This is a genomic window from Acinetobacter sp. YH12205 (assembly GCF_013418125.1).
Lineage (GTDB): Bacteria > Pseudomonadota > Gammaproteobacteria > Pseudomonadales > Moraxellaceae > Acinetobacter > Acinetobacter towneri.
Genome location: NZ_VPCQ01000002.1, coordinates 327,569 through 350,628, shown reverse-complemented (window position 1 = coordinate 350,628; position 23,060 = coordinate 327,569). Strand labels below are relative to the sequence as shown.

Genomic DNA, 23,060 nt, shown 5'->3' with positions numbered 1-23,060 from the left:
TAGAGATGAAATATGAATAAATAAGGTAGAAAAGGGTGATGTTCTGATTAAAAAAAACCACGCAAAATATGCGTGGTTTTTTTGAGTGGTTTAATCTAAAACTTAGATTTTACCTACTAGGTCGATAGATGGGGCTAAAGTTGCATCACCTTCTTTCCATTTAGCTGGGCATACTTCACCTGGGTGAGCGTGAACGTATTGAGCTGCTTTAACTTTACGAAGAAGTTCTTGAGCATCACGGCCAATACCGCCAGCATTGATTTCGATGATTTGGATTTTGCCTTCTGGATCGATAACGAAAGTACCACGATCAGCAAGACCATCAGCTTCGATTAATACTTCAAAGTTTTTAGAAAGCGTCCAAGTTGGGTCGCCAACCATTACGTATTGAATTTTTTTGATTTCTTCTGAAGAATCGTGCCAAGCTTTATGCGTGAAGTGAGTGTCAGTAGAAACTGCATAGATTTCAACGCCTAATTTTTGGAATTCTGCGTAGTTGTCTGCAAGGTCACCAAGCTCAGTAGGGCAAACGAATGTAAAGTCAGCTGGATAGAAGAATACAACAGACCATTTGCCTTTAAGATCAGCTTCAGTTACTTCAACGAATTGACCGTTATGGTATGCATTAGCTTTAAATGGTTTAACTTCAGTATTAATTAAGCTCATCATTGTCTCCATGATTAAGGTTTGTATTTCGTTAGCAATAGAGTATCTAATTTTGTTTTATTGCTGAAATGGTATTTTTACATTACTAGCATCGGAAAAACAAATGAGAATGTAAATATCAACAAGTTCATCAATACAGTTTTGAGACTTTATTAGGCCTTAAAATGATGATGATTGAATGACAGCCAATTGTGGGCTATCCAATAAAACCAAATCAGCAATTGAGTTACATTCAACAATATGGGGATGTATTTTAAAAGTTCAAGGTGGCATCAAAAAATATTTAAATGATTGTTCTGTAGCGCTGTTCTTTCGCTTCAGGGCATTAGTGCGTAAAATACGTGTTTGTGTTTTGGTTAGGAAGCGTATTCTGTGCAGAGTCATTTAAATGTAGACCACCTCGTTTTGGCGCGTGATCGTCATCGTTTAAATCGACTACGAAAAGGCAAAGATGCCAATCCAAAGCAATATCAGGAATTATTTGAAAAATCTAATTTAAAAGTGTTGGAGCGTGCACAGCGCATTCCCAACATTAAGTTGAATCAAGATTTACCTGTGACTCAATCTGCCGAACAGTTGATTACTGCAATTCAGCAACATCAGGTCATTATTGTGGCGGGTGAAACAGGTTCAGGGAAAACTACACAGTTACCACAAATTGCAATGTTGGCAGGTCGTGGTTTAACGGGGTTAATTGGTCATACTCAGCCACGACGTCTTGCTGCGCGTAGTGTATCGCAGCGTATTGCCGAAGAAGTTGGCGAAAAGTTAGGTGAGTCCATCAGCTTTAAAGTTCGTTTTAATGAACAGGGTTCGCAAGATTCAATTGTCCGTTTAATGACCGATGGTATTTTGTTAGCAGAGCTTGCCAATGATCGTTATTTAAATAAATACGACACCATTATTATAGATGAAGCGCATGAGCGTTCTTTAAATATTGACTTCATTATGGGCTATTTAAAGCAACTTTTGCCACGTCGCCCTGATTTAAAAGTCATCATCACTTCTGCAACTTTAGATGTGCAGCGTTTTAGTAACTATTTTAACGGCGCACCTATTTTTGAGGTCGAAGGTCGAAGCTATCCTGTCGAAGTACGTTATCGTCCAATTTCTGAATTAAGCATTGGTGGTAGTGATGATGATGAGTTTGATGACTTTGAAGAAAACTTGCCACGCGCAGTGGTGCAAGCGGTAGAAGAATGCTTTGCCGATGCACAGGAAAAAGGTCATCCTGAACATGCCGATATTCTAATTTTTGCCAGTACTGAACAGGAAATTCGGGAGCTGCAAGAAACCTTGCATAAGCATGGACCGCGTCATACTGAAATTTTACCGTTGTATGCGCGTTTGGCTTTGGCGGAACAACAAAAAATTTTTAATCCTTCAGGTGGTGGTCGTCGCATTATTATTGCCACCAACGTCGCTGAAACCGCACTCACTGTACCCAATATCCGCTATGTGATTGATAGCGGTTTTGCACGTATTTCACGTTATAACTATCGCTCACGGGTGCAGCGTTTACCGATTGAAGCAGTATCTCAGGCAGCAGCGAATCAGCGTAAAGGACGTTGTGGTCGTATTGCACCAGGCGTTTGTATTCGCCTGTATTCAGAAGAAGATTTTTTAAGTCGCCCAGAGTTTACTGAACCTGAAATTAAACGCACCAACTTGGCATCGGTCATTTTACAAATGCAAAGTTTGGGCTTGGGTACGCTCGAAGATTTTGATTTTATTGAGCCGCCAGATCATCGTTTAGTCAATGATGGTCGTAAGCTGTTGATTGAACTGGGTGCGATGATTGAGAAGGGTAAAGCCCCTCTTTTAGACGGAATGAGTAGCTCTGCGACGCAAAAGGGAGACAATCATCCGAATAATTCCACTAAATCCACCGCTAATAAAGGCGAGCTTCAAGGCAGCAGCTTAACCAAAATTGGTCAGCAAATGGCAAAAATGCCGATTGATCCAAGACTGGCACGTATGATTTTAGGCGGTGCGCATTTTGGGGTGTTAAATGAAGTCCTGATTATTGTAGCGGCATTGGCGGTACAAGACCCGCGTGAACGTCCTGCAGACAAACAAATGCAAGCCGATCAAAAACATGCTTTGTTCCGTGAAGCAGATTCTGACTTTTTATTCTATTTAAAATTGTGGGAAACTTTACACGAAAACCGTGATGGCATGAGTGAAAACAAACGTCGTACTTTTGCCCGTCAGCATTTTTTAAGTTGGTTGCGTTTACGTGAATGGAAGAAAACTCATGAACAATTGGTGGATTTGGCGCGTGGCTTAAAACTGTCGTTTAATGAGAAAAAAGCCAGTTATGAAAATCTGCATCGGGCGTTATTAACAGGGTTGCTTTCTTTTATTGCCAATAAAACCGATGAGCGCAATGTGTTTATGGCAGTACGCCAACAAAAAGCACGAATTTTCCCTGCATCGACTTTGCATAAAACCAATACACCGTGGGTCATGGCATTTGAGATGGTAGAAACTTCGCAAGTGTATCTACGCACCTTGGCAAAAATTGAACCTGAATGGATTTTATTGGCTGCACGTGATTTGCTGAAGCATCACTATTTTGAACCACATTGGTCTAAAAAAGCAGGCGTGGTGAATGCCTATGATCAAATTTCGCTGTTTGGTCTAATTATCGAGCCGAAACGTCCTGTCAATTACGAAAAGGTCGATCAGGAAGCCGCCCATGAAATATTCTTACGTGATGCTTTAACCACAGGCAACTTGGGCATTACCCCACCATTTTTAAAACACAACCTGCTTAAACTGGAAGAAGTGGAACGGGTTGAAGATAAATTACGTCGTCGTGATTTAGTTGTTGATGAAGAAACTATTTATCAATTTTATGCCGCCAAAGTACCTGCAGAAGTTGCAAGCCGTCGTTCCTTTGAAGATTGGCGTGCCACAGTAGAGCCGCAAAATCCACGTTATTTATTTGTGGAAGATGATGCACTTTGGCTGAATGATCGTCCGACCACGCAGCAATTTCCTGACTATTTGCGTAATGGTGAGCTGCGCTTGGCGGCCAGTTACCGTTTTGACCCCAGCCATGATGAAGATGGCGCAACCGTTAAAATTCCAGTGCAAGCGTTGGCACAGGTCGATGAAAATATCTGGTCGTGGGGTGTTCTGGGTTGGCGTGAAAATTTAATTGAAGCCTTGCTCAAGACTTTGCCTAAAGATAAGCGTCGTCATTTGGTGCCTATTCCAGACACAGCTCGAAAGTTGCTACAACGTGTTGATGCGGTAAATTTACGCGAGCACATTTTTAGCTTTTTGGCATTTCAATTACGTGCTGAACACATCACCGAAAAAGACTTTAGCTTTGAGCGGGTAGATGCGTATTTATTGCCGTTCATTAAAGTGCTAGATGAAAAAGGGCGGGTGATTGAGCAAGGTCGTGATTTATCTGAATTAAAAGCGCGTTGCCATACCGAAACGCATAGTCCTGTAAAGCAGGTGCACGGAGAATTTCAAACTTTTCCTGAACGATTTGTATTTGAAGCTTCGCAAAAAGTTACGGGCGTAGTGGTTAAGCAATATCAGGCGTTGGTACCAAGCAAAACATTTGCAGAGCTTTTACCAAAAGATGAATCGGGTGTGGTGATTCAAACCTTTAATGATCAGAGTGAGGCGATTCGTCAGCACCGTGAAGGCGTGATTCGTTTGCTATATGTGCAATTGGGTGATTTATCACGCCAATTGAAAAAACAAATTGATAAACCCTTGGCTTTGGCGTATTCGCCTTTGGGTGATAAAGCTCAACTTGAGCAAATGTTGATCTATGCAACATTGCAAAGCATTATTGGTGACTTACCAGTCAACTTGGAAGAGTTTCAAAAGTTGCAGCTTGAGGTAAAAAAGACTTTCCTCAGTCATGGTCAAACCACGCTGCGTATCTTTAATGAAATTTATATTGCATGGCAAGACATCCGCCGTCAGCTTCTTATGCTTGATGAAGCAGTTTTTGCTAAAAATATGGATGATATAGAAGATCAGCTGGACTTAATGCATCTGGCAGACTTTGTGTATAGCAAGCCTGTAGAGGTGTGGAGCGAATATCCGCGCTATTTGAAAGCGTTGTTATTACGTTTAGACCGCTTACCCAATAACTTGCAAAGAGACGATGCTGCCATCGCCCAAATTGACCCTTGGATGGACAAATTGTTTAAACACAAACAAGATGCCCGACTCAAGGAATTGTACTTTATGGTGGAAGAATTACGCATATCGCTGTTCTCTCAACCCATGAAAACCAAAATGCCAATTTCTGCAACTCGGCTGCAAAAAGTATGGGAAAAGCTCGGAATCAGTTAAGATATTAGTAATTTCTAGAAGGAGTTTTACATGGGCATTCGCATTATAGGTACTGGTCTTTATCACCCAGAAGATGTTATTACCAATGAAGAGTTGGTCGAAAGTTTAAATGCTTATGTGGAACAGTATAATCAGCTCAATGCTGACAAAATTGCAGCAGGTGAGCTTGAAGAACGTCGTGGCTCAAGTGCTGACTTTATCGAAAAAGCCTCTGGGGTAAAACGCCGTTACGTGTCAGAAAAAACAGGTATTCTGGACATTAACCGTTTACGTCCAAATTTGCGTGAACGCGGGGATGATGAAATTTCGCTACAAGCAGAATGGGGTGTAATTGCTGCAAAACAAGCCATGCAAAATGCAGGCGTGACCGCAGAAGATATTGATGTGGTGATTTTGTCTTGCTCAAACTTGCAGCGTGCTTATCCTGCGGTGGCGATTGAAATTCAAACTGCGCTTGGTATTCAAGGTTATGCCTATGACATGAACGTGGCATGTTCTGCTGCGACTTTCGGCATTAAGCAAGCGCATGATGCGATTAAAGCAGGTGCGCGCCGCGTACTGTTGGTGAATGTCGAAATTACCTCAGGTCATAACGATTTCCGTTCACGTGACTGCCACTTTATTTTTGGTGATGTAGCAACCGCTTCAATTTTGGAAGACACTGAAACCAAAGCAGGTTTCGAAATTTTGGACATGAACCTGTTTACTCAGTTCTCGAATAATATCCGTAATAATTTCGGTTTTTTAAACTTAAGTGAAAATGCAGATATTGACGATAAACGCTTCCATCAAGATGGTCGTAAAGTCTTTAAAGAAGTTTGCCCCTTAGTTGCCAAAATGATTACTGCGCAATTAGAAAAGAATCAGATTGCGCCAACCGAGGTGAAGCGTTTCTGGTTGCACCAAGCCAATGCCAGCATGAACGAACTCATTTTGAAATTGGTGGTTGGTAAAGAAGCAGCACAACCAGGTTTAGTACCTATTATTTTAGATGAGTTTGCCAATACTTCTTCGGCAGGGGTAATTATCGCTTTACACCGTACTGCACACGAAGTCGAAAACGGTGAATATGGTGTCTTGTGTTCATTTGGCGCAGGCTATTCAGTTGGCGCGATTTTGGTACAAAAACGTGATGCTGCATAAGCTTTGCCAAACCGTATAAGATCAGCAAACGCCTAAGTACAGGTATTAAAAAGTTCCTTCTCCTTCGGGAGAAGGCTTGGATCATCCGCGATATTCTCTTCACACAGACACATACATAATAAAAACATCGAAAAACTTTATGAAAAATAATGCTTAGGTTAAGATGGAGCATCTTTTAATAGACCTATTTTGAAAACCTATGCAACCATTTGTTCTATATAACTCAGAGCAACGAAAAAAAGTTGAATTTGTTCCGCGTAAAGAAGGACATATCGACATGTATGTCTGTGGCATGACGGTTTATGATTACTGTCATATCGGGCATGCGCGGGTTATGGTTGCATTTGACTACATCATTCGCTTTTTGCGCAGTCAAGGTTGGAATGTGAAATATGTCCGCAACATTACCGACATTGACGACAAAATTATTAAACGTGCCAATGAAAATGGCGAGAGCATTCAAGCTTTAACAGATCGTTTTATTCAAGCCATGAATGAAGATGCGGCAAACTTAGGCTGTGTTGAACCTGATGCTGCACCACGTGCCACTGAATATATTGATCAAATGCAAAATATGATTGGTAATTTGGTCAATAAAGGCACAGCTTATCCTGCAAGTAATGGCGATGTTTATTTTCAGGTTGAAAAATTTGACAAATATGGCCGTCTTTCAGGTCGCAAGCTAGAAGACATGCAGGCGGGCGCGTCTGAGCGTGTTGATGTTGAAGTCGACAAAAAGCATCCATTTGACTTTGTTTTGTGGAAACATGCCAAAGAAAATGAACCATCTTGGGCTTCGCCGTGGGGCAATGGACGTCCGGGTTGGCACATTGAATGTTCTGCGATGTCGACTTGCTGCTTAGGTAATCATTTTGATATTCATGGTGGTGGTTCAGACTTAATGTTCCCACACCATGAAAATGAAATTGCCCAGTCTGAAGCATCAACAGGTGAGCAGTATGTAAATTACTGGATGCACGTTGGCTTTATTAATGTCGATGGCGAAAAAATGTCGAAGTCATTGGGTAACTTCTTCACCATTCGTGATGTGATGGAAAAATTCCATCCTGAAGTGATCCGCTACTTTATTGTGTCATCGCATTATCGTAGCCCTGTAAACTTCTCCGATGTAGCACTCAAAGAAGCCAAAACCGCATTATCACGTTTCTATCACTCATTTAAAGCTTATCAACAAGCGTACGGTACGCAAACAGTTGAGCAGTTAGATGAGGCTTTGGTGGAACGTTTTAATGCCGCAATGCGAGACGACTTTAATACAGCCGAAGCAATTGCAGTGCTGTTTGAAGTGAATAAAGAGCTGAACCGTGCGGTAAAAGAGCAGCAGGCAGATCAGGCGGCGGTGTACTATTCGACTTTGCGTCATTTGACCAATATTTTAGGTTTGGTGCAGCATGATGTCGATGAATTCCTGAAGTCTGATATTGGTCAGGACGCTTTAGGTTTATCTGAACAAGCCATTGCAGACTTCATTCAGCAACGTCAGGATGCCAAAAAAGCCAAAGATTTCGCCCGTGCTGATGAAATTCGTCAGTCTTTGCTCGATCAAGGTGTGGTCTTGGAAGATACCCGTCAAGGTACAGTATGGCGTCGTGCTGATTAATTGAGCACTTGGGAGCATAGAGAGTTGACAGTTGTATGAAATTCTCTATAATTCACTTCCATATTGCGGGAATAGCTCAGTTGGTAGAGCACAACCTTGCCAAGGTTGGGGTCGCGAGTTCGAGTCTCGTTTCCCGCTCCAAAATTTTAAAAAACGCTTATCGAAAGATAAGCGTTTTTTTATGGCTGTTTGTTACAGCTTGCTTGCAGTCAGCTTTATAGATGGGTTTGATCCATAATTTTTAGAGCATTTTCGTTGAAATATGCTTCTGAGCTAGTTCTATCTTTAGCTTTATCTGCAACTTTGAATCAATAAAATAAATAGCCTAAGCTCAAATATGATTGTTTTTCATTTGAAACTCGAGTCAAAAAGCGAGTTAATTAAAACAGCATACAAAAATGCGTTAAAACAAAAAACACACGCAGAATCAAAGTGTAGAATTGCATAGATATGCTAAAATTGCGAAAATTAAATGTGCTTCAATAAATCACTTTTATTGAGGTGTAGAAAATACTCAATTTAAGTTGAACGTTGAATGCCAAACATGTCAAATACCATTGATTTCCAATCTGTAGCCTTAGACACTTTAAGAATAGAAGAACAAGCATTACAAGTCTTGGCGACGCAAATTGATCAGCGTTTTAGCCGTGCCTGCGAAATCATGTTGCATTGCAAAGGGCGTGTTGTGGTCACAGGTATGGGAAAATCAGGTCATATTGGTCGTAAAATGGCTGCGACGTTTGCCTCTACAGGCACGCCGTCTTTCTTTATGCACCCGGGTGAAGCAGGGCATGGTGATTTGGGAATGTTGGTACGGGGTGATGTTTTAATTGCCATTTCCAACTCCGGCAAAAGTGATGAAATTATGATGTTGATGCCACTCATCAAACATCTGGAAGTTCCTCTAATCACAATTAGCGGTGATGATCGCGGGCCGATGCCACAAAATGCTGATGTCGCTTTAACATTAGGCAATATTCAGGAAGCTTGTCCACTTGGTTTAGCACCAACCTCAAGTACGACTGCAACCTTGGCATTAGGTGATGCATTGGCTGTAGCGTTACTTGATGCACGTGGTTTTACTGCCGATGATTTTGCTCGTTCACATCCTGCAGGCGCTTTGGGTAAGCGCCTGTTATTGCATGTGAAACATTTGATGCATACCGGTACAGAATTACCTAAAGTTGCACCAGATACACCAATGAACAAAGTGTTATACGAAATTTCAAACAAACGTCTAGGTTTAACCACAATTGTCGATGAAAATGACGTCTTGTTAGGCATTTTCACCGATGGTGATTTACGACGTTTAATTGATAAACAACAGGGCTTTGATGTGAATTTACAAGTTGGGCAAGTGATGACTCAACATCCTGCAACGATTTCACAAGAAGCACGTGCAGTTGAAGCTTTAGAACAATTACGTGACCGTAAAATCAATCAGTTTGTGGTGGTGGATGATGCCAATAAAGTCATTGGTGTGATCAGTATGCATGACTTGATTCAAGCAGGGGTAAACTAAACAATGGCATCTTATATTTTATTAGAGCAAGCGCGTCATATTGAAGCTTTGGTTTTAGATGTCGATGGAATTCTAAGTGATGGTTTTGTCACCTTAACCAACAGCGGTGATGAAATTAAATCATTCGATATTCGTGATGGTTTAGGTATGAAACTGGTGCAACAAGCAGGTGTTAAAGTCATTATCATCACGGGTCGTAAAAGTAATATTGTCGAAAAACGCATGTCCGATTTAGGTGTAGATTTGGTCTACCAAGGACGTGAAGATAAAGGCACTGCATTGCAGGAAGCCTGTGCCAAGTTAGGTTTATCACCTGCAGATTGTCTCTATATGGGCGATGACTGGCCTGATCTTTCAGCGTTTTCGATTGCAGGGATGAAAGTCACAGTGCCAAATGGACATATTGAAGTGCGTCGTCGTGCCGATTTAGTCACACAGGCCATGGGTGGGCGCGGTGCGGTACGTGAAATCTGCGATATGATTTTAACCGCCAAAGGTGTGTACCAAAGCTTACTTGAAAAATATCTCAGCATCCCTCATTAATTAAGTCATACATTCAAAGGTTTGAGTTACAGCCCCACTTATGGATACTAAAGTTTTATACGTTACTGCGATTGCAATTGCAGCTGTAAGTGGTGGTTATTACTATTACAGCGGTAAAGGCAAAAAACTGGAAACTGACGCTGCTCGCTCTATGACTTATAGTGCAGAGCAAATTCATCTGACCCAAACAGATGAGCAGGGCAATTTATATGTGCGTGCGCAAATTGACCGTTTAGAGCAAGACATGCAGCAAAAAACCTCTAAGCTGGAAAATTTGAATGCCTCTATGTATAAAGCGGGCGCGGTGGATGCCACTTTTTTTGCTAAACAGGCACAAGGTTTTAATGACAATGAAAAGGTTGTGTTGTCAGATCAAGTGCTAGCAACCAAGTTACTCGCTCAAGGCAAACTGACGCTTGAAACAGTCGAGTTGAATGTGTTTCCTAAAACACGTGAAATCAGTACCGAAAAACAAGTGACTGTACAATCTCCACAGGCTGATTTTATCAGTCAGGGCTTAAAAGCCAATTTAAATGACGGGCAATACGAATTTTTTAATATTCGAGGAAAGTATGAACCATAAATCTAAGCTTACCGCGTCTAAAACGTTGATAAAACAAGCAGTACTTGTAGGCTTGGCGGTGCTTTCATCGGCAGGTAGTTGGGCAATTCCTTCTGACCGTAATCAGCCAATTAGCTTGGTGGCAGACCGTGCAACCTTTAGTGAGCGTTCGGGTGTAACGACTTATACTGGCAATGTGATTATTGAACAGGGCACCATGAAGCTACAGGCTGACTCTATTGTTGCTAATTTGAACAGTAAAAAAGAAATTAGTGTAATTACGGCTACAGGTAGACCTGCACAATTTCAGCAAAAAACCGAACCTGCCAAAGGGCTAGCGAAAGGCCAAGCGCAGAAGATTGTTTACAATGCAGAAACAGGCATTATCACCTTAACGGGTGGCGCACTTTTAGAGCAAGATGGAGCCAGTATTCGTGGTAATACCTTGCGTTATAGTATGAACAAAGGCGATGTTGAAGCGATTGGTACACCGAACAAAACTGGTTCTGAAGCGGGTCGTGTAAAAATTGTGATTCCACCATCAAGTTCAAAATCATTCCCGGGAGCGCGTGATTAATGGATCAAACGAGCGCAGCACAGGACAGCGTCCAGCACGGTCAGCAGACTTTGTGTATTAAGCATTTAGCCAAAAACTATAATAAGCGCTGGGTGGTTAAAGACGTTTCATTTGAAATGAAAAGTGGTGAAATTGTCGGGTTACTTGGGCCGAACGGTGCGGGTAAAACCACCAGTTTCTACATGGTTGTGGGTTTGGTGCGTATGGATAAAGGCGAAATCCATTTAGATCAACTGGATTTATCTGACCTTGCCATGCATGAACGTGCGCGTAAGGGGATTGGTTATTTACCGCAAGAAGCCTCTATTTTCAGAAAGCTGACCATCGCTGAAAATATTATGGCTATTTTAGAAACCCGCAAAGATTTAAATAAACAGCAACGTCAGCAGCGTTTATCAGAATTACTGGCAGATTTTAAAATCACGCATATTAAAGATTCATTAGGGATGAGTGTGTCGGGTGGCGAACGCCGTCGTGCAGAAATTGCCCGTGCTTTGGCAGCAGACCCTAAATTTATGTTGTTAGATGAGCCTTTTGCAGGGGTCGATCCTATTTCTGTCGGTGATATTAAAGATATCATTCGTACCTTAAAAGATCGTGACATTGGCGTATTAATTACCGACCATAACGTCCGTGATACTTTAGCCATTTGTGAACGTGCTTATATTGTTAGCGAAGGTTCAGTCATTGCAGAGGGTACACCGCAAGAAATTCTGGAAAATGAAATTGTGCGTGAAGTTTATTTGGGTGAAGACTTTTTTGTTTAAAGCTTGAATGTTCTAACCGTTATTGGTTTTCGTATGCTTACTGCATAAGTTGTAGAACAGAAAGTCGTGTAAACATTATTTAACCTTCTATACCTTTGAGGATAGAAGGTTTTTTCATGGTGGTTATCAGTCCAAATAAGCTATAACTCTAAATACGTTAGAGCGCTAAACACGTTATAATTATCAAGTTTTTATTTAACTGATTGATTGATCTGGAGTGTTATGCCATTTACCATTGCTGCGCCCATCACTTTTGAAGAAGAAATTAAAAAAAGTCGATTTCAGGCAATTGCTGTGCCTGTAGATAATGAGCAAGCGGTAAAAACTTTTTTGGAACAGCAGCGTGATTCATCTACCACACATCAATGTTGGGCATGGAAAATCGGGCATCAATTACGTTTTAATGATGATGGCGAACCTTCAGGTACGGCAGGACGTCCTATTTTAGCCACGATTGAAGGCAATGAGTTGACTAATGTTTTGGTGTTGGTGAATCGTTGGTACGGCGGCATTAAATTGGGCACAGGCGGCTTGGTACGTGCCTATGGGGGATGTGCAGGGCAATGTTTGGCTCTAGCAGAAAAAATAGAACTGATTGAAAAAAAGACCGTGCAATTTTCCTGTCATTTTAATGAGTGGGCAATTTTACAATACGAGCTAAATAGTCAGCAGATTGAGTACAGCGAAGACTACACCGCCGAAGGCGTGTTGGTAAAGGCATTCATGCAAGTCGATCAAATAGACCCTTTAAAACTAAAATTACAAGATATTAGCCGTGGGCGTGAACAACTCAAAATCCTTGAGGATGATCAAGATGACTGAAGCAAATTCACCTGATCCATTATCGAAGTACCGTGAGCAGCATAAACACCGTTTAAACTACATGCCGTGGTTATATTGGTCATTAAAACCTAAACATCGTGTATGGGCAGAAGCTTGGCAGCAGGAATATCAAGCTTATTTAATGGCAATGGAAACGGTGGAGATTGGCAAAAACTGTTTTATTTCCCCTTTGGCACATATTTTTGCAGAGCCGGGGCGTAAAATCAGTATTGGCGATAATACCTTTATTGCAGCCGATTGTACTTTGCATGGCCCTTTAGAAATTGGCAATGAAGTCGCGATTAATCACCACTGTATTTTAGATGGTGGCAGAGTTGGAATTAAGCTTCATGATCAGGTGCGTATCGCAGCATATTGTCATTTATATGCATTTGATCATGGCATGGCTTTGGATCAGCCCATTTATCAGCAAGCGGTGCGTTCACAGGGCATTGAAGTTGGTAAGGATGTTTGGTTAGGTGCGCATGTTGGTGTTAAAGATGGGGTGAAGATTGCGGCACATGCAGTCGTTGGTATGAATAGCATGGTCACCAAAGATGTTCAGGAGCGGGAAATTGTGGTAGGAAACCCTGCCAAATTGATTCGTTATCGTGAGTAAATACGATGCAGCAAGGCTAAATCTTTAAACTTCATTACATTTTTTCATGTCCCTGCAACACGAGTTGTGTTAAGTTAAAAATAACAACTAAAAAATAGCCTGCAAAAGGCAGTAAGAGAGGCAATAATGAAACGTGTAATTGCTTGTATTGATTCTTCGCCTTGTATTAATGCGCTTGCTGAAGCTGCTGCGTGGATTGCAACACAAACTCAACGTGAATTGGTGTTATTACAAGTTTTGGATTATTACCCCGCCAGTTATCATTTGGGGGAAATTAGTGGCGTGATTGGTTTTGAAAGTAATGCCATGTTACTCAAAGAATTAGCCGAATTAGAACAAAAACAAAGTGAATTAGCACTCGATTATAGCAACAATTTATTGCAGCACATTTCCAGTATGATTCAGGAAAAGTTCGGCATTGTACCTACCCACATTCAAGAAAAAGGCGACTTTTTAGAACAAAGTTTTAGTGTGCTGAACGAAGAAGATATTGTGGTGATTGGACGTGTGGGCGAGAAATCTGCTGAACGCAATAAGGCATTAGGCAGTAATGTCGAAAACTTTATTCGTGGTGCAAATTGTACTGTGATGACTGTCGGAGAGCATTTTAAAGCACCAAACCGTTTTATTTTTGCTTATGAATATTCCCCAACTTGTATCAAAATGATGAAGCGAATTGCACAAAGTGATTTGCTTAAATTATTGCAATGTCATTTGCTCTATGTCGGTGATCACCCAGAAGTTTTAAATGAACCTGCAGATTTTTTAACTTCAGCTGGTTTAGATGTGGTGGTGGAATATCGTTATGGCGATGTGGCTGAAAATATCTTAGATTATCAACGTGAACATGGTATTCAGTTGATTGTACTGGGGGCATTTAGTCACAGTAAAATTCACCAATTTTTCTTGGGAAGCATTACCACCAATATTTTCCGTAACTCAACTGTTCCTTTGTTGGTGGCAAAGTAAAAATCGTAAATGATTCAAAAAAGATCATTTCAAAAGATTGTTTAGTTGAACTGATGTAAATGCTTGCTGACTGTCCATGGTTATCCGCATAATTTGTGGATAACTGTATGGACAGTATATGTAACATTATAATATATAATGTAAAATTGCTTTAGGTTGTTTTTTAACCTTGTGTGGACTTTACTTTACAATCGCTAAAGCAAAGCCATCATGTCCTTTGCTGCCTACAGTTTGTAATGCTGTGCACGATAAAATTCGCGAATGATTTTGCATGGCTTTGAACATGTCACGAATCCCTTCAATGCTTGGTTTGTGATTGTCAGGATTTAAAATTTCCCCTGCACGAATTACATTGTCTAAAAAGATAATTGTACCTGAGCGTGAAAGTTTAAGACTCAGTTCCAAATATTCAGGATAGCTTTGTTTGTCGGCATCAATAAAAATAAAATCAAAAGCTTCAGTATCTTCTGGCAGAGCTTTTAGAATTTCTGCAGCACGACCAACTTTTAATTCAACCTTTTGTTTTAATTGAGCGCGGTCAATATTTTCCTGTCCCAAAGCTGCATGGGTATCACGTCCTTCAATCGTGAGTATATAACCATCTTCAGGCAGCGCACGTGCTAGCCACATTGTGCTATAAGCTGCGAATGTGCCCAATTCCAACACACGTTTGCATTGATTCATTTGAATGAGCATTTGTAGCAACATGCCCTGATTTGCCGCAACTGCAAGGTGATCTGGAAAACCTTTGGCATCGGTATTTTCTAAAGTTTGCGTCAAAATTGGGTCTTCGGGAATTAAATGTGATTCGATATAGTGATCGATATCCGTCCACATTTGTTGCATAGCGTGCTCACCTTTGTTGCGATGTGTGCATTGTAAACTTTTCTGCTCAGAGTGCAATTTATTCGCGGAATGGAGCAGGTGATAATCTATTTCGCAATAAAAAAAGAGGTCAATTTGACCTCTTTAGGATTTAATTCTAAACAACACTGAATTAGAAATTACACATAGATGAATGGCGGCTTAAATCTGGCCCCCAAGTTCGATAACCTTGTGTATCAATATGAATTTGTCCTGAAGCGTATAAGCCTAAGCCCATGTTTAAACTTTGACCATATTGCTGCCAGAACTGACACAGTCTGTATTTGGTACTTTCAATATAGGCATAGTCTTCGGCATTCGGGAATTGTGGCCCAATTCTAAAATCAATGGCTGAGTTAAATAAGTGACGCGATGAGTTCGCACCACCTGCACATTGATTCAGTGGTAAATCTCGATAGACAGAAGTGACTTCAAAATCAGTTAAGACTTTAGAGGCGACCAAATATTTAAATACACGCAAGGTAGGCACCTGATTTTGCCACAATTCACGACTTGGAATCATAAATTGCGAACGTCCACAGCGTTGCCAGTCACGTGCGGTACGCATTAATTCAAAACTTGGAATAATATTGCCAACACCGTTGTGTTCCAAGAAGCGTTCATATTCACGAACTTGGCGTAAATTGTCACTCACTGCCACCCATGCATTATACGAATAAGGCACAATTTTAGGTGCTACCTGACGCTCATAGGTGATTTTTTCTTGAGGAATGAAAATTCGTTTTCCATCGGGCGTGGTGATCGTTGTTGTTCTGTTTGGGGTTGAACTACAGGCAACCAAGATAACGGGAACAATGCTGAACGAAAACAGCGCCTTGAAAAATTTCTTCATTAGGCAAATCAGATATTTATTTAAAGTGGCAGTATTCTAATCGAAAATGCTGGTTAAAATTTGAAAATATTGCAATCAAATGTGTGTTTTAGGTATAAAAAAAGATCAGCACAGGACTGATCTTTTTCACAACAAGACGAACTTACTTTTCTAAGTATTGTAATTTGTCTGGTTTGCCATTCCATTCTTCACGATCAGCAGGTTGATCGCCAATTTGTGTAATGTTTGGCCAAGTCTGTGAAAGTTCAGCATTTAGCTCGATAAACACTTCCTGACCTTCTGGTAATTCATCTTCAGAGAAAATAGCGTTGGCAGGACACTCTGGTTCACATAATGCACAGTCGATACATTCGTCTGGATTAATGACAAGGAAGTTCGGACCCTCGTAGAAGCAGTCTACAGGACAAACTTCAACGCAGTCTTGATATTTACATTTAATACAGTTTTCAGTGACAACAAATGTCATGGCGACAGCTACCTAAAAATATGGTTCTAATTCAGAATAGTCTATTTTAGGCAAAAATCACTACAACTAACAATCGCTTTTACTGATATTTGATATAGACAGTGCTGCTAAATTTGATAAAAGGGGGATAAAACCATCAAAAAAACTTATAAATGACAAAGACTCTCAATTGAGAGTCTTTGTTTAGCTCAAATCTTTTAGAAATAACAGCGGCTAAGCGTTCAATTGTTCCTTTAAAGCATACAATTGTTCCAGCGCTTGTCGTGGCGTTAAATTATCGACATCTATACTGCGTAATAAATCTAAAGCAGGTGATGGTTTTTCTACCTCTATTACACGTTCAATCACTTCTGGTTCAGCTGAGCTTGTTGCTGGTGCAAATAGGTCATCTTGAACGGCTAAATTGACATTTTTGTGCTGCTGTTTTTCTAAAATTCTTAAACGGTTTTGCGCTTCTTTAATCACATTGGCTGGAATGCCTGCCAATTTTGCCACTTGCAAACCGTGACTTTGGCTTGCAGGACCTTGTTGAACTTTGTGCAAGAGAATCAGGTTGCCATTCATTTCTTTGGCGGTTACGTGGTAGTTATCCACCCCAGATTCTTTGCTTAATTCGGTCAATTCAAAATAATGCGTTGCAAATAGGCATAAACATTTGATGCGTTTGCTTAAATCCAACACACATGCCCATGCCAAAGATAAGCCATCGTAGGTACTGGTTCCGCGACCAACTTCATCCATCAGCACCAAAGACTGTGAGGTTGCATGGTGTAAAATTTGTGAAGTCTCAGTCATTTCGACCATAAAGGTCGATTTACCTGTCGATAAATCATCGGCAGAACCAATACGGGTAAACACGCGATCAATAGGACCTAATACGGCTGTTTGGGCAGGCACATAACTACCACAATAGCCAAGTAGGGCAATGAGTGCGGTTTGACGCATATACGTTGATTTACCGCCCATATTCGGGCCAGTAATAATTGCCAAACGATGATTGTAGTCGAGTAAAGTATCATTCGGTGTAAAGGCGGTTTTACTCAAGGCCTCAACAACAGGATGACGTCCTGCAGTAATTTTAATTCCAATTTCAGGGCTATATTCAGGGCGTCCCCAATTGCGTAAACGTGCTTGATGGGCAAAGTTTGCCAATAGATCAATTTGTGCAATCGCGCTGCTCATCATTTGTAATTGAGCAATGTCTTGGCGTAATTCATCCAATAGCATTTCAAATAGCATCTTTTCACGGGCTAAAGCACGGGACTCGCTAGACAGGACTTTATCTTCAAAACTTTTTAGCTCTGGGGTGATGTAGCGTTCTGCATTTTTTAAAGTTTGACGACGGATATAGTGTTCAGGTGCTTGCTCGGCTTGGGCGCGAGTGAGTTCAATGTAGTAACCACTGACACGGTTGTAGCCAATTTTTAACGTTGGGATACCGCTTTCTTGGCGCTCTTTGACTTCTAAATCAATCAGGAATTGCCCCGCATGATCACGGATTTTGCGTAGTTCATCGAGTTCACTGTCAAAACCCTCTGCAATGACATTGCCATCACGCAATAGTACAGGTGGGTTTTCTACAATTGCCTGCATCAGCCGTTGATGCAGTCCATGAAAATCGCCCAGTTCTTCATTCAGGTTTTGAATGAGTGCGGATTGTTGTGCAGAAACAATGGGCTGTAAGGCATGACGCAAATAGGGAATTTGCGCACAGGCCTGACGTAGTTGTACCAAATCACGTGGGCGTGCGCTACCGAGTGCGACACGACTCAGCACACGTTCAATATCACTAATTTCTTTCAGTACCAAACGCACAGGCGACTCATGGTAACCTTGTATTAAGGCTTGAATTGCATCCAGTCTTGCATCTAACAATGCCGTGTCACGCAAAGGTTGCATCAAGGTACGACTCAGTAAACGGCTACCCATGGCAGTTTGGCAATCGTTAATCAGTTGGAATAAAGAAGTGCCGTGTTCAAATAATGGTTCAACCAATTCCAAATTACGTCGGGTCACAGGATCAAGCGCAATAAAATTGCTGCTTTGTTCTAATTGAATACTGCGAATATGTGGTAAAGCCGTTTTTTGGGTTTCTTTGGCGTAGTGTATTAACGCTGCCGCTGCTGCTTTGGCTAAGGGCAAATGATCAATACCAAAACCTGAAAGTGTCGATACAGCAAACTGATCACAAAGCGTTTTTTGCGCATTGTTTAGGTTGAAATCGACATTTGGGCGTTTGGTCACAGGGCAGTCAAGTTGCTTTTTAACCTGTTCAATAATATTCGGATCGACAATATCTTCATCGACCACAATTTCGCTTGGCATTAAACGAGAAAGTTCAATCGCGAGTTGTTCAGGCAAATAATCCATTTGCTGAACTTTAAAAATCCCTGCACTTAAATCCAGCAACGCGATACCAATTTGGTTTTGCTGTAAGCATAAAGAGACCAAGTTGGAAGATTGATGACTGTTGAGCAGGGCATCATCGGTGAGCGTACCAGGGGTGATAATCCGTACCACTCCACGCTCTACAGGACCTTTGCCTGTTACCTCGCCAATTTGCTCACAAATTACCACGGTTTCGCCTTTTTTAACCAAGCGAGCGAGATAACCTTCGGCAGCATGATACGGTACGCCTGCCATTGGGATAGGTTTGCCGCTGGTTTTACCTCGATGGGTGAGGGTAATGCCTAAGAGTTTGGCAGCTTTGTGTGCATCATCAAAAAATAATTCGTAGAAATCGCCCATGCGATAGAACATTAAAGAATGTGGATGTTCCATCTTCACCCGTAAGTATTGCTGCATCATTGGAGTGTGTGAAGATAGATCAGCCATGATTTCTGTCATGTTCATGCAGTTGAAGTCCTTTAATTTGAAGCGTAATTTAAGTGTAAGTATGTGACTAGCTTATTTTACGCCATCTTAGTCAAATTAGTGAACCTGCATGTCATTGTTGCTCGCTCTCTAACGAGTCGAACATCGAGCGGTTTAAGCTTTTAAATGGATAATATTCAATTGATCTGGTGTGTTAGTGAGCACACAGCCATAAAAAATATCGCCCATAAAATCTAAACCGACAGTTTCAAAAATGATATCGCATAGCTCAAAGAGCTTAGCTGTTGAAAATGTATGATTTGCGAAGTTAAAAGTGAAAATTATTGTGTCATTTGGCTGAATTTTACTGAGTTTTTCGTGTAATTCATCGTTATAAAAAGCATCGAAATTTGATTGTTTTCTATGGATTCATTTAGAAAGTAGTGCATGTTGTAACATTATGCTTTGCATGGTCTTATTTCTAGCTAAAGCCGTACTTTGGAAAAACTTCATCACAATCAAAGTAAAAAAAGCCATCATCTTTTCAGATCATGGCAAGCTATTATTCAAACTCAAGCTATGTAGAATTTAAAAATTCAAACTATATGACACGCCCAAAATATTTTGGCTCATGCTTAAATTGGCTTCGCCACCACCAAAATCAGCGGGGATAGAGTTGTTACCTTGCACTGTTTCTTTGAGTGCGTGTGTATAAGCCACACTTACATTTTGTTGATCATCGAGTCGCCAAGTTGCACCAACACTTAAATGCTCTTGTACCACACCTGGTGCCAAAATATTTAGGAAGGTTTGATCATTTTTAACAGGCTGATCGTTATAGCTATAACCCGCACGTAAAGTCAGTTTTTCTGAGGCTTGATAAGTCGCTGAAATTTTATAGACATTGATGTCATCCCATCCAAAACCAGGACCTTGTGTTGTGCCAAATTTATTGTTTGCGAATAATTGATCCAGTTTATTGCCAACAGAATCTACATCTGAATAATTAATGCGTAAGTAATCTGTCGCGACTGATAAAGCAGGGGTAAGTTGATAATTTAAACCTACACCATAGCTTTCAGATACGTCAAAATCACCTTGTTTGGCAAATAAACCTTCATATTTCTTAAAGCGGCTGGCATTAATTTTAGATGAATAGCTTGCACCAAGGGTCAGTTTCTCATTTGGTTTTGCCGACCAGCCAATACGTGCACCTACACCGTATGAATCGTCATTGCCACGGTCGCTAATTGCTGCATCGTTGGACGAAGCACCACCAAATACATCACCAGCAAAACCTTGTGCGCTAAAACGTTGATATAAAATATTTGCAGCCAAAGCTATAGATTGATTTTCTGCATATTTCCAAGATAAAGCAGGTGAAATAAAGGCTTGGGTTAATGAAATACCTGCGCTTCCTGTATTATCATAAACTGCATAAGGATTATTTTTATAATTGGTATTCATGCCACCATTGCCATAAACCGCAATACCCGCAGTGACTTGTTCATTCACTGGGTGAACATAACCTACATCTGGAATTACAAAGTATTTACGGCTATTGCCATCATACTGACCATTTGCTCCATAACCATTTCCTGTAATTTCAGACTCACGATCTGGAGAGAAAATAGTTAAACCTGCATCAACACGCTTATCTAACCAGCTCAAACCCGCTGGGTTGCTTGCAATAGTCAGACTGTCCTGAAAATTGGCAATGGCTGTGCCTGCATTTCCTTGAGATTTCGCACTATATGCATGCATGAAATATCCTGTTGTTGCAAAAGCAGATGTTGAAAACAAAGGTGCGATAACAGCAATTGAGATAAAAGAAGATAGATATTTCATGAGAATATAGATCGAGTAAAAACAATATATGTGGCAGTATATTGAAAAGTTATATTCTTGTATTTGAATATAAATTCATATCTTTATTATATTTTTGAATATAGAGCTATGAAAACAGCAAGGGTATTCATTCTATATGTATATCAAAATGATGCTTCAAATCTTTTGACCAAAGAAGCTCCCTTGGGAGCTTCTTTATTGATTTACATTGCTTTAATTCATAATTATCAAGTGCTTTATGCCAAATTTTCTAACACAAATTGTGGCGATTTAATAAATAATCGAATTAATGCTTGAGCAGAACTCGAGGGTTGACGAACACCACGTTCCCAACTTTCTAAAGTTCGGGCAGAGATACACAATTTTGCCGCAAGTTCAGTTTGTGAAATATTCATTTTTTGCCGAACTTTAATGATCTGTTGTGCTAAATCCAAACAAGCCGTTTGCTCTACAGTATGATTCACATGATTATGACTGTGTTGAAGCAGATGCATAGTTATCTCCTCCTTAGGGTCGAATAAACAAGTCAATGAGTTATTAAAATAAGTATTGTCCTACAGCTGCATAAATTTGATACTGCAAAATTTACACTTTAGAGTGAAGCAAAGATGGCAACACTGTAAGAAATGATAAGAAAATTCAAGAGTCAAAACGAGGCGGAGCACGACCTTGTGGTAGAATAAAAAGCGGCTCAGTTTGAAATAGTGTTGGTGTAAACGATGTTTTAAAAGACAAAATCCGAATTTGCGTTCGGACTAAAATTGGTCTGAGTTTGTTTTCAAATAATGGTAGTGCAAAACTATAAACTAGACAGTATTCACATTCATGATCTGTATGCGCCGCATCTTCAGGTGATGCATGTTCGTGTGAACTTTCAAGTTCCAATGCAACATGAGTCGCAGTTTCATGGTGTGTAGATGAATACGAAGAATGGGGTGCGGTGCGTTCTAAAAATAATGCTTGGGCAATAGTTTCACAGACAGAGGAAAAATGTTGTTTCTCTGGCAATAAAGGCTGTAGGAACACAGCGACTTGTAACAAGATTGCAAATAATCCTAGCAATCTGCCCAACATCATAAACACTGTATCAATCTTTTATTCAATTTATTCATGTAATACTATAACAAAAATGCCAATGATAAATATTGAAGTATTACACGAAGTTTTAATTAATATTTAACCTTAATATTGAGCGTTATTTAAGCATTCAACAGACCCTAGTATCATCTTGTAAAAGAAACTGTCGGAAAACCTGCTTCCAGCCAAGCTTGCATACCACCTTGCATTGAATAGACTTTCTCGAAACCCATTCTTTGTAAGGCTTGAGTGGCAAGTGCAGAACGCGCACCAGTACCACAAAGTAAGTAAATATCTCGTTCAGCCAGATTGGTAAGAGCACGTTCAACATCGCAATAGTGGTTTACTACAGGGTGTTGTGCAATTTTCATTTCTAACATGCCGCGTGGAAAATTCACTGCACGGTCTATTGCACAAGCCTGATGTTCTTCAGGTTCTCGTACATCAATCAAAATAATATCGGGATGTTGCAAATATTTTTCATGCAATTCTTGCACGCTAATTTCTGTAATTTCACTTTTGGCTTCAGTGATTAGTTGATCTGGTGTTTTCATTCATCCACACTCATTTATTTTGAGTTTATATAATATAATATTATATATTTAATAAGATTTTATTATTGTTAGGAAATGTGTCTGATCGAATATCGTTGTGATTTTCTATAAAAACATTTTAAATCAGGTGTTTAAATCCTAATAAAATTTAAGTCATCAATTGATCAAAAAGTCATATCTTATTCAACTATAAGGTATATACTAGATCTAACACTTTTGTTCGATTGTTCAGGGGACGTCAAATGCCTGCAAGATTTTTTGGAATTTTTCTGGGTTTAATTGCAGCGGTATTAATCATTGGTGGATTATTCATCAATATGATCAGTGGTGAAGCTACCGTCGTGGAATACTGGATTTTATTGTTGCTTCCATGTTTTGGTATTCCAATTTTGTCTGCAGTGTGCCTAAAAGAAATAGACTAAGCACAAAAGTATAAGTTTT

At 40.3% G+C, this 23,060-nt stretch carries 21 protein-coding genes and 1 tRNA gene; 13 read left to right on the top strand and 9 right to left on the bottom strand.

The features are described from left to right. Positions 1-102: 102 nt before the first annotated feature. On the bottom strand, positions 103-666 hold the full coding sequence (gene ahpC / locus FTU92_RS03985; protein WP_005178834.1) for an alkyl hydroperoxide reductase subunit C: 564 nt from the start codon (positions 664-666) through the stop codon (positions 103-105). Positions 667-1,038: 372 nt separating this feature from the next. Between ahpC and FTU92_RS03980 the strand changes: the two genes are divergently transcribed. The 12 genes from FTU92_RS03980 to FTU92_RS03925 all read left to right on the top strand — a co-directional run bounded on the left by FTU92_RS03980 (position 1,039) and on the right by FTU92_RS03925 (position 14,143). Continuing rightward, complete coding sequence (locus tag FTU92_RS03980) at positions 1,039-4,998, top strand: DUF3418 domain-containing protein (protein ID WP_179989567.1); 3,960 nt, start codon at positions 1,039-1,041, stop codon at positions 4,996-4,998. Positions 4,999-5,028: 30 nt separating this feature from the next. Beyond that, on the top strand, positions 5,029-6,141 hold the full coding sequence (locus tag FTU92_RS03975) for a beta-ketoacyl-ACP synthase III (protein ID WP_154320667.1): 1,113 nt from the start codon (positions 5,029-5,031) through the stop codon (positions 6,139-6,141). Positions 6,142-6,340: 199 nt separating this feature from the next. Continuing rightward, positions 6,341-7,762 carry a cysteine--tRNA ligase gene (gene cysS, locus FTU92_RS03970; RefSeq protein ID WP_180095667.1) on the top strand — a complete coding sequence of 474 codons (1,422 nt, stop codon included), beginning with the start codon at positions 6,341-6,343 and terminating at the stop codon, positions 7,760-7,762. A 65-nt stretch (positions 7,763-7,827) separates the two neighbouring features. After that, a tRNA-Gly gene (locus FTU92_RS03965) sits at positions 7,828-7,903 on the top strand. A 403-nt stretch (positions 7,904-8,306) separates the two neighbouring features. Continuing rightward, positions 8,307-9,284 carry a KpsF/GutQ family sugar-phosphate isomerase gene (locus FTU92_RS03960; RefSeq protein ID WP_004973067.1) on the top strand — a complete coding sequence of 326 codons (978 nt, stop codon included), beginning with the start codon at positions 8,307-8,309 and terminating at the stop codon, positions 9,282-9,284. Positions 9,285-9,287: 3 nt separating this feature from the next. After that, the gene (locus tag FTU92_RS03955) at positions 9,288-9,827 is read left to right on the top strand and encodes an HAD family hydrolase (RefSeq protein WP_004973069.1); all 540 of its coding nucleotides are present in this window, start codon (positions 9,288-9,290) and stop codon (positions 9,825-9,827) included. Between the two features lie 40 nt (positions 9,828-9,867). Continuing rightward, positions 9,868-10,410, top strand: coding sequence for an LPS export ABC transporter periplasmic protein LptC (lptC, locus tag FTU92_RS03950; protein WP_004973071.1), 543 nt, complete (start codon positions 9,868-9,870; stop codon positions 10,408-10,410). Continuing rightward, positions 10,400-10,966 carry a lipopolysaccharide transport periplasmic protein LptA gene (lptA, locus tag FTU92_RS03945; protein ID WP_180095665.1) on the top strand — a complete coding sequence of 189 codons (567 nt, stop codon included), beginning with the start codon at positions 10,400-10,402 and terminating at the stop codon, positions 10,964-10,966. Before lptC ends, lptA begins: the two co-directional genes overlap by 11 nt. Beyond that, positions 10,966-11,733: an LPS export ABC transporter ATP-binding protein gene (gene lptB / locus FTU92_RS03940; protein ID WP_004973074.1), complete on the top strand. Its 768-nt coding sequence runs from the start codon at positions 10,966-10,968 to the stop codon at positions 11,731-11,733. The genes lptA and lptB overlap by 1 nt, the downstream gene beginning before the upstream one ends. Positions 11,734-11,955: 222 nt before the next feature. Beyond that, entirely contained in the window at positions 11,956-12,555 is a 600-nt protein-coding gene (locus FTU92_RS03935) for a YigZ family protein (RefSeq protein WP_096900925.1), read from the top strand. Then, on the top strand, positions 12,548-13,174 hold the full coding sequence (locus tag FTU92_RS03930) for a DapH/DapD/GlmU-related protein (RefSeq protein ID WP_096900924.1): 627 nt from the start codon (positions 12,548-12,550) through the stop codon (positions 13,172-13,174). The genes FTU92_RS03935 and FTU92_RS03930 overlap by 8 nt, the downstream gene beginning before the upstream one ends. A 126-nt stretch (positions 13,175-13,300) precedes the next feature. Continuing rightward, positions 13,301-14,143, top strand: coding sequence for a universal stress protein (locus tag FTU92_RS03925; protein WP_096900923.1), 843 nt, complete (start codon positions 13,301-13,303; stop codon positions 14,141-14,143). A 180-nt stretch (positions 14,144-14,323) separates the two neighbouring features. On the opposite strand, the gene FTU92_RS03920 is transcribed toward FTU92_RS03925, so the two are convergent. The 8 genes from FTU92_RS03920 to FTU92_RS03885 all read right to left on the bottom strand — a co-directional run bounded on the left by FTU92_RS03920 (position 14,324) and on the right by FTU92_RS03885 (position 22,619). Then, positions 14,324-14,989 (bottom strand): O-methyltransferase, encoded by a 666-nt coding sequence (locus FTU92_RS03920; protein WP_004973089.1) that lies wholly within the window; start codon positions 14,987-14,989, stop codon positions 14,324-14,326. Between the two features lie 151 nt (positions 14,990-15,140). Then, positions 15,141-15,860, bottom strand: a complete 720-nt coding sequence (locus tag FTU92_RS03915) for a D-Ala-D-Ala carboxypeptidase family metallohydrolase (protein WP_004973092.1) — start codon at positions 15,858-15,860, stop codon at positions 15,141-15,143. A 142-nt stretch (positions 15,861-16,002) separates the two neighbouring features. Further along, positions 16,003-16,326, bottom strand: a complete 324-nt coding sequence (fdxA, locus tag FTU92_RS03910) for a ferredoxin FdxA (RefSeq protein WP_004973093.1) — start codon at positions 16,324-16,326, stop codon at positions 16,003-16,005. 213 nt (positions 16,327-16,539) lie between these two features. Continuing rightward, entirely contained in the window at positions 16,540-19,179 is a 2,640-nt protein-coding gene (gene mutS, locus FTU92_RS03905; RefSeq protein WP_180095663.1) for a DNA mismatch repair protein MutS, read from the bottom strand. 549 nt (positions 19,180-19,728) lie between these two features. Next, positions 19,729-20,988: an OmpP1/FadL family transporter gene (locus tag FTU92_RS03900; protein WP_180095661.1), complete on the bottom strand. Its 1,260-nt coding sequence runs from the start codon at positions 20,986-20,988 to the stop codon at positions 19,729-19,731. 236 nt (positions 20,989-21,224) lie between these two features. Next, entirely contained in the window at positions 21,225-21,482 is a 258-nt protein-coding gene (locus FTU92_RS03895) for a DNA-binding transcriptional regulator (RefSeq protein ID WP_004973099.1), read from the bottom strand. A 145-nt stretch (positions 21,483-21,627) separates the two neighbouring features. Then, positions 21,628-22,062, bottom strand: coding sequence for a DUF2946 family protein (locus tag FTU92_RS03890; protein ID WP_179996265.1), 435 nt, complete (start codon positions 22,060-22,062; stop codon positions 21,628-21,630). Positions 22,063-22,211: 149 nt separating this feature from the next. Then, a complete protein-coding gene (locus tag FTU92_RS03885) occupies positions 22,212-22,619 on the bottom strand; it encodes a rhodanese-like domain-containing protein (RefSeq protein ID WP_096900921.1) in 408 nt (135 codons plus the stop codon). A 242-nt stretch (positions 22,620-22,861) separates the two neighbouring features. On the opposite strand from FTU92_RS03885, the gene FTU92_RS03880 reads away from it, so the two are divergent. After that, the gene (locus FTU92_RS03880; RefSeq protein ID WP_004973110.1) at positions 22,862-23,041 is read left to right on the top strand and encodes a hypothetical protein; all 180 of its coding nucleotides are present in this window, start codon (positions 22,862-22,864) and stop codon (positions 23,039-23,041) included. The last annotated feature ends 19 nt before the right edge of the window (positions 23,042-23,060 follow it).